This is a genomic window from Collinsella aerofaciens, from assembly GCF_040910245.1.
Lineage (GTDB): Bacteria > Actinomycetota > Coriobacteriia > Coriobacteriales > Coriobacteriaceae > Collinsella.
Map to the genome: position 1 here is coordinate 48,335 of NZ_JBDGAY010000017.1, position 6,402 is coordinate 54,736.

The window sequence follows — 6,402 nt, forward strand, 5'->3', positions numbered from 1 at the left end:
CTGTTTATGCAGCTAAAGCCGCAAAACAGTCCCCATTTCACCGCAACTTATTGAGAAGATCATTCCTCCCCGCCTGGCTTGCGACGGTTGGCCTTTTTAATGGCGTTGAAGTGCTTGTCGTTGAGCCTGCGCTGGCGCGATCGCTGAGGCACCTTGGTCTTTACGCGTCGGCGCGGTGGACGCCCGCGACGCTCAAGCTCAGCGCGCAGCTTACGCAGGCAGCTACTACGGTTCTGGAACTGACTGCGGCTCTCGCGCGCCGTCACGACAATCCCCGAAGGGATATGTTTCATGCGCACCGCCGAGTCCGTCGTGTTCACACCCTGTCCGCCCGGACCCGTCGCACGAAACACCTGCACCTCGCAATCGCGTGCCAACTCCTCGACCGACATCTCGGCATAGCGCGCATACTCGCGCCATCCCATCTTGTTCTCATCCATATCAACACCTCCCCTCATACAAAAAATGTGACAAAGGGACAGTCCCTTTGTCACATCGCATACCAATCGCTTGTGTTGCACGCTTAGGCGAACGTGATCTCGCCGTTCTCGCAGTCCATTTCGGCGATACGGGCAAGGCTCTCAACGCGGAAGCCGCGCTCGCGGAGCTTATCGCCACCGCCCTGGAAGCCCTTCTCAACGGCGATGCCAATGCCGGCAACCTCGGCGCCCGCAGCCTCGCAGATCTTAATAAGACCCTCGAGCGCGCAACCGTTGGCCAAAAAGTCGTCGATGATCAGAACCTTGTCGCCCTCGGACAGGAAGCGCTTACCCACGATAACCGGGTACTCCTTCTGCTTGGTAAAGGAGTAGATGGTCGTGGCATACTGCTCGCCGTCAAGGTTGATGGACTGGGCCTTCTTGGCAAAGACCACCGGCACGCCGCCAAAATGCTGAGCTGCGATGCAAGCCATACCAATGCCCGAAGCCTCGATCGTCAGGATCTTGTTGATCTCGACGCCCTCGAACAGACGGGCCCACTCGGCGCCCATGTGGTCGAACAGTTCAACGTCGCACTGGTGGTTGAGGAAGGCATCAACCTTAAGGACGTTACCGGCCTTTACGATGCCGTCATGGCGAATACGATCCTCAAGCTCCTGCATGGCGCAACCCCTTCTCGCGGCAACGATACCGCGCGATTAATAAACGTTGTTCGATAGTCTACCACGGACCGACCCCCGCCCGCCCCACAAGCCACATCGCACCATAAAGCTGCAAGACCAGTAGATAAGCCCGATTCGTGGCAAGCCTGCCACCACAAGCTAATGGCGGGCGCGCATCCTCACCAAACGCACCATGGCGAGCGCAAAGCCCACAGCGGCCACAGCCATGAGCACGTAGAACACCGAGCGAAAGCCAAACAGGAACACATCCGGACGGCCTGCAACAATACTGGTCACAGCCTCGCCCATCGCCACGCTCATCTGCCCATATAGGATATGTGATGCAGCCGTAATGCCCACTGCCATACCCGCATAGCGAGCCAAACTGCCCAAGCTGCCTGCAAAACCGAGCGCCTCGCGCGGGGCCGAACCCATATACAGCGAGTTGTTGGGGCTCTGGAAAATCGACGTGCCGCACGACATAAACGCGGCACAGCACACGATCACAGGGATAGAAGAGTGCTCGTCGAGCGTGCTTACCGCAAAGAGACCGCACACGTACACGCCCAGGCCGACCGCCGTGGGGCCCTCGCAGCCAACACGGTCCGAAACCGTTCCCGAAAGCGGGCCGATAAAGGCATTCACCATCGGCAGTGCCAAAAAGAGCAGTCCGGAAATATCGGAGCTAAAGCCATGGGCGTCCTGAAAATAGAACGGCAGAATAAACTCGGATGCGCCAATGCCAACGAACACGATGAGCATGCAGGCAAGGTTGATGGTAAAGGCCGAATTTGCAAAGCAGCGACGAGCGGCCTCGATCATGGACATGGAACGCTCGCCGGCCTCCGGCTTAACATGCGGCAGCGTATAGAGCCCCACGATAAACGAGATGACGCCAATGGGCAGGTTAATGAGAAAGATGCTCTCCCAGGGAAAGCTTGCCACCAGCATGCCACCGAGCACGGGGCCACACATCATGCCGAGGGCCACGAAGGTCGCGAGAATACCCATAGCACGACCGCGTTCGCGCGCCGGAAACGACTCGGTGATGATACCCATGTTGTTGGCCATGGCCGCCGCGCAACCGACGCCCTGAACAATACGTGCCAGAATAAGAACCTCGAGCGAGGCCGAAAGGCCACAAAGCAGCGAGCCGACCGTAAAGACGATGACGCCCAGCTGGAATACGCCCACCTTGCCGCGCACGTCGCCCAGGCGGCCAAACGGCAGCATAGCCACGCATGTCGCAAGCAGGTACACCGAACTCACCAGCTGAATGCGATCGAGGCCCACGCCCAGTTCCTTTTTCATCACGGGCAACGCCACGGTCACGACGGTCGAATCCAGGCACACCATAAACGTCATGATGAGCACGGTAAACAGAATCGCCCATTTATTCTTGCCATGGGTGTCGCCCTCTAGGGCAATGCGCTCGCGGTGCAGCTGCTCTGCGGTTTTCTCCATATCCATCCTTTCGAGTGGCCCAACGCAAAAAACGGGGCCCCAATCGCCTACAAACAGTCGCGATTGGGGTCCCGCCTACGGAATCGGAACGAAAGGTCGCCGAAGCTTTCTGCCAGCATCGGCGCCTTATGCGAACGCTAGCCTAGCACTGCTCGAGCGCCTGCTCAAGGTCGGCAATCAAGTCGGCCGTATCCTCGAGGCCGCACGACAGGCGCACCATGTCGGCAGAAATGCCACAAGCGATGAGCTCCTCATCGTTCATCTGGCGATGGGTGGCGTTTGCCGGATGCAAGCAGCAGGTGCGCGCATCGGCCACGTGCGTGGCGATCTGGGCGAGCTTGAGGCTCTTCATAAAGGTCTCGGCCGCCGCGCGACCACCGTTAAAGCCAAAGCTCACAACACCGCAGGTACCGTTGGGCATGTACTTCTGAGCCAGTTCATAGTACTTATCGCCCTCCAGGCCCGGATAGCTCACGAAGCGCACCTTGGGATGGCTCTGCAGGAACTTGGCGACCGCCAGACCATTCTCACAATGGCGCGGCATGCGCACGTGCAGGCTCTCGAGCGAGCTGTTCAGGAAGAATGCCGCCTGCGGGTTCTGCATGGGGCCGAGGTCGCGCATAAGCTGCGCGGTGGCCTTGGTAATGAAGGCGCCCTCGCGACCGAACTTCTCGGCATAGGTCACGCCGTGGTAGCTCTCGTCGGGCGTGGTGAGACCCGGGAACTTGTCCGCATGGGCCATCCAGTCAAACTGGCCGTGGTCGACGATCACGCCGCCCAGGTAGGCAGCATGTCCATCCATGTACTTGGTGGTGGAGTGCGTAACGATGTCGGCGCCCCACTCAAAGGGACGGCACATCACGGGCGTCGGGAAGGTGTTATCGACCATCAGAGGCACGCCGTGGTCATGTGCGGCCTTGGCAAAGCGCTCAATATCGAGCACGGCGAGGGCGGGGTTGGCGATCGTCTCGCCAAAGACAAGCTTGGTATTGGGTTCAAACGCTGCCTCGAGCTCCTCATCGGTGCAGTCGGGGGCAACGAAGGTGCAGGTCAGCCCCATACGGCCCATGGTGTGGGCGAGCAAGTTGTACGTACCGCCGTAGATGGCAGAGCTTGCGACCACGTGATCGCCGGCACCGGCAACGTTAAAGATCGCGAGGAAGTTCGCAGCCATGCCTGAGCTCGTGAGCATCGCTGCGGTGCCGCCCTCCATCTCGCAGATCTTGGCGGCAACCAAATCGCACGTGGGGTTCTGCAGACGGCTGTAGAAATAGCCCGACTCCTCCAGGTCAAACAGCTTGCCCATGTGCTCGGACGTGTCGTACTTCCACGTGGTGGACTGGTAGATGGGCACCTGGCGCGGCTCCGCATCTCCCGGGCGATAGCCGCCCTGAACACATGTGGTACCGATAGTCTGCTCGCTCATATCTAGCTCCCTTGCCTGGGTTTTAGTTTTATTCGGTTCACGATACCGCTACCCTGCACCCCTCTCAACCCATCCCCAAGGTAGGTTATGGGACTAATTGATCAGGGGTATTTATCTCAAGCCTTGGACATTTGCTCGATAGATAAAAATGAGGCATCCATAAAGCTCTCGATGATTACACGCACCGTCACGGGTACCATAGGCGAGTACACCGTGACCAAGGAGACAACGATGAAGCAAATCGATATGGCCCAGCTCGACATCACCGCCTGTCAGGCTCAGGCTGCCGAATACCACGCCCGCGGCTTTAACTGCGCCCAGGCCGTCGCCTGCACGCTCGCGCCTGCCGTCGGACTCGACCCCCAGGTCGCCTTTACCCTCACCGAGGGCTTTGGCGCCGGCATGGGCGGCATGACCGAAACCTGCGGTGCCATCTCGGGCGCCGTGGCCATCATGAGCTTTGTAATGAGCGACGGCATGGAAAACCCCAAGACCAAAGGTCAGACCTACAAGCTGTCGCGCGAAATCGCCAAGCGTTTTGGCGAGAAGAACACGACGACCGTCTGCGGCACGCTCAAGGGCATCGGATCGGATAAGGGTCCGCTCCGCAGCTGCCCCGGCTGCATCGACGATGCCGTCGAGATTGCCTGCGATGTGCTAAAGCAGCTCGCTGAGTAAACGGCAGCAACAGAAAACGACGGCCGGCGCGCTTGGGATTCATCCAAAAGCACGCCGGCCGTCGTCGTTAGAACTCCGCAAACTCGGGAGCGCCGACCTCAATCTCCTCGCGCCCCGCCATAAGCTCGCGCATCTTGGCGCAAAACGGTTCCTGCTCCCCCGTCTTGAACACCAAATGAAGTGTCACGGCATCCGCGTAATCGGTATCCAAAACCTTGGCACCCGAATCCTGCGCCAAACGAAGCACCTGCTCATACTGCGGATAGGCCACATGCACGTCAACAGGCACAACACTTGTCATCTCGACGATCTGCCCCGACTCCTGAGCCGCAGCCACCGCCGCCTGCGTCGCCGTGGTATAGGCACGTACCAAGCCACCAGGCCCCAACAGCGTGCCACCAAAATAGCGCGTCACCACGCAGCAAACATTTTTGAGCCCCGCACCGCGCAGCACCTCGAGTGTCGGCATACCGCTCGTGCGGCTCGGCTCACCATCATCACTCTGGCGCTCGCGCCCATCGACCAAAATCCACGCGGGAACATTGTGTCGAGCGTCGTAATGACGCTTGCGAACCATCTCGATAAAGGCATTCGCCTCATCCTCGGACTCAATATGGACCAGCTGGGCAATAAACCGGCTCTTGCGGTCCACAAACTCGCCCGAAGCCTCAATATTCGATTGCAGAGTAAAATAGCTGTCCAACAAAGCCCCTCAACAACAAGCAAAGCAACAAACAGCCTCAATAATACGGCAAAGACAGCACCGTTGCCCTCGCCAACAAGAGCGGAAACGCCAATGATGCCGTCATCAACAGCGAGAACCCGTCAGCGCGAGCAAGGTGCCTTGAAAGACGAGAATGCAACAGAAATGAGGCTGCCGATGACCAGGCAAAAACAGCGAGACGGCGTCAGCTGAGTCGATTTGGCCCGAAAGAGGAGGGAGCACGCCTTATGACGGCGACCGACGAATGAGCGCCAAATCGGCCAGCTGACGCCGTCGCAGCGTCAACATAGTTGCCGAGTGGGCCTATAAGCCGGGTTCTGTCGTGAACGGTCATTTATCTTGTCTGCACGTTACCGTGCAGCTCCACGCACGCTACCCGAACGCGGACCGGGCCGGCCCATAGCGTTCCTATTCGCGCTTGCTCCGGATGGGGCTTGCCAAGCCGCCGTGTTGCCACGACGCTGGTGGTCTCTTACACCACCGTTTCAGCTTTTCCCTTTACGCCTTGCGGCGCAGGTGGGAGTCTTCTTTTCTGCGGCGCTTTCCGTCGGATCACTCCGCCCGGCCGTTAGCCGGCATCCCGCCCTCTGGAGCCCGGACTTTCCTCACGCGTGCCGCAAGCAGCACATCGCGCGACCGTCTGGCCCACTCAGCAGTGAAAGAGTGTAGCACACCGTTGCCGCGGGCAATGGCACAACACAAGCGTTCGACACGATAAACCAAGAACCACGCTATGCAGTACAATAGTGTCGTCGATGGGCAACGTCGTCAGTCGAGACGCGACCGCGCTCCGCACCCCTCCGTCTACTCGGTGCGTTCCCGCCTCCTCCCCGAGGCGGGATGTCGGCATTTTTCATGCACCAACAACCCAATAGCCCGTGAACAGCCTAGGCGGTATTGCACGCGGGCAGCATCGCGCACCTCAGCAACAAATCAGAACCACCCTTAAAAAGGGTGGTTTGCTCTTAGGGTATAACCCACGGGCCCCGGGCTCGCGTCTAAAGGCGC

The 6,402-nt window shown here is 59.3% G+C and carries 6 protein-coding genes and 1 other RNA gene; 1 reads left to right on the forward strand and 6 read right to left on the reverse strand.

Annotated elements, in window-relative coordinates; all coding sequences use genetic code 11:
• Window positions 1–59: 59 nt before the first annotated feature.
• The 4 genes from AB5Z20_RS07075 to AB5Z20_RS07090 all read right to left on the reverse strand — a co-directional run bounded on the left by AB5Z20_RS07075 (window position 60) and on the right by AB5Z20_RS07090 (window position 3,992).
• Window positions 60–440 (reverse strand): peptide chain release factor family protein, encoded by a 381-nt coding sequence (locus tag AB5Z20_RS07075; RefSeq protein WP_416378167.1) that lies wholly within the window; start codon window positions 438–440, stop codon window positions 60–62.
• Between the two features lie 83 nt (window positions 441–523).
• The gene (locus AB5Z20_RS07080) at window positions 524–1,102 is read right to left on the reverse strand and encodes a xanthine phosphoribosyltransferase (RefSeq protein WP_117758705.1); all 579 of its coding nucleotides are present in this window, start codon (window positions 1,100–1,102) and stop codon (window positions 524–526) included.
• Between the two features lie 159 nt (window positions 1,103–1,261).
• Window positions 1,262–2,566: an MFS transporter gene (locus AB5Z20_RS07085; protein WP_368156775.1), complete on the reverse strand. Its 1,305-nt coding sequence runs from the start codon at window positions 2,564–2,566 to the stop codon at window positions 1,262–1,264.
• 142 nt (window positions 2,567–2,708) lie between these two features.
• Window positions 2,709–3,992: an O-acetylhomoserine aminocarboxypropyltransferase/cysteine synthase family protein gene (locus AB5Z20_RS07090; protein ID WP_368156776.1), complete on the reverse strand. Its 1,284-nt coding sequence runs from the start codon at window positions 3,990–3,992 to the stop codon at window positions 2,709–2,711.
• 231 nt (window positions 3,993–4,223) lie between these two features.
• Here AB5Z20_RS07090 and AB5Z20_RS07095 point away from each other — a divergent pair, with 231 nt between their 5' ends.
• On the forward strand, window positions 4,224–4,670 hold the full coding sequence (locus tag AB5Z20_RS07095; protein ID WP_368156777.1) for a C-GCAxxG-C-C family protein: 447 nt from the start codon (window positions 4,224–4,226) through the stop codon (window positions 4,668–4,670).
• 67 nt (window positions 4,671–4,737) lie between these two features.
• On the opposite strand, the gene AB5Z20_RS07100 is transcribed toward AB5Z20_RS07095, so the two are convergent.
• Together AB5Z20_RS07100 and rnpB are read right to left on the reverse strand one after the other, a co-directional pair.
• The gene (locus AB5Z20_RS07100) at window positions 4,738–5,376 is read right to left on the reverse strand and encodes a YigZ family protein (protein WP_368156778.1); all 639 of its coding nucleotides are present in this window, start codon (window positions 5,374–5,376) and stop codon (window positions 4,738–4,740) included.
• Between the two features lie 308 nt (window positions 5,377–5,684).
• An RNA gene (gene rnpB, locus AB5Z20_RS07105) (RNase P RNA component class A) lies at window positions 5,685–6,046 on the reverse strand.
• Window positions 6,047–6,402: the final 356 nt, after the last annotated feature.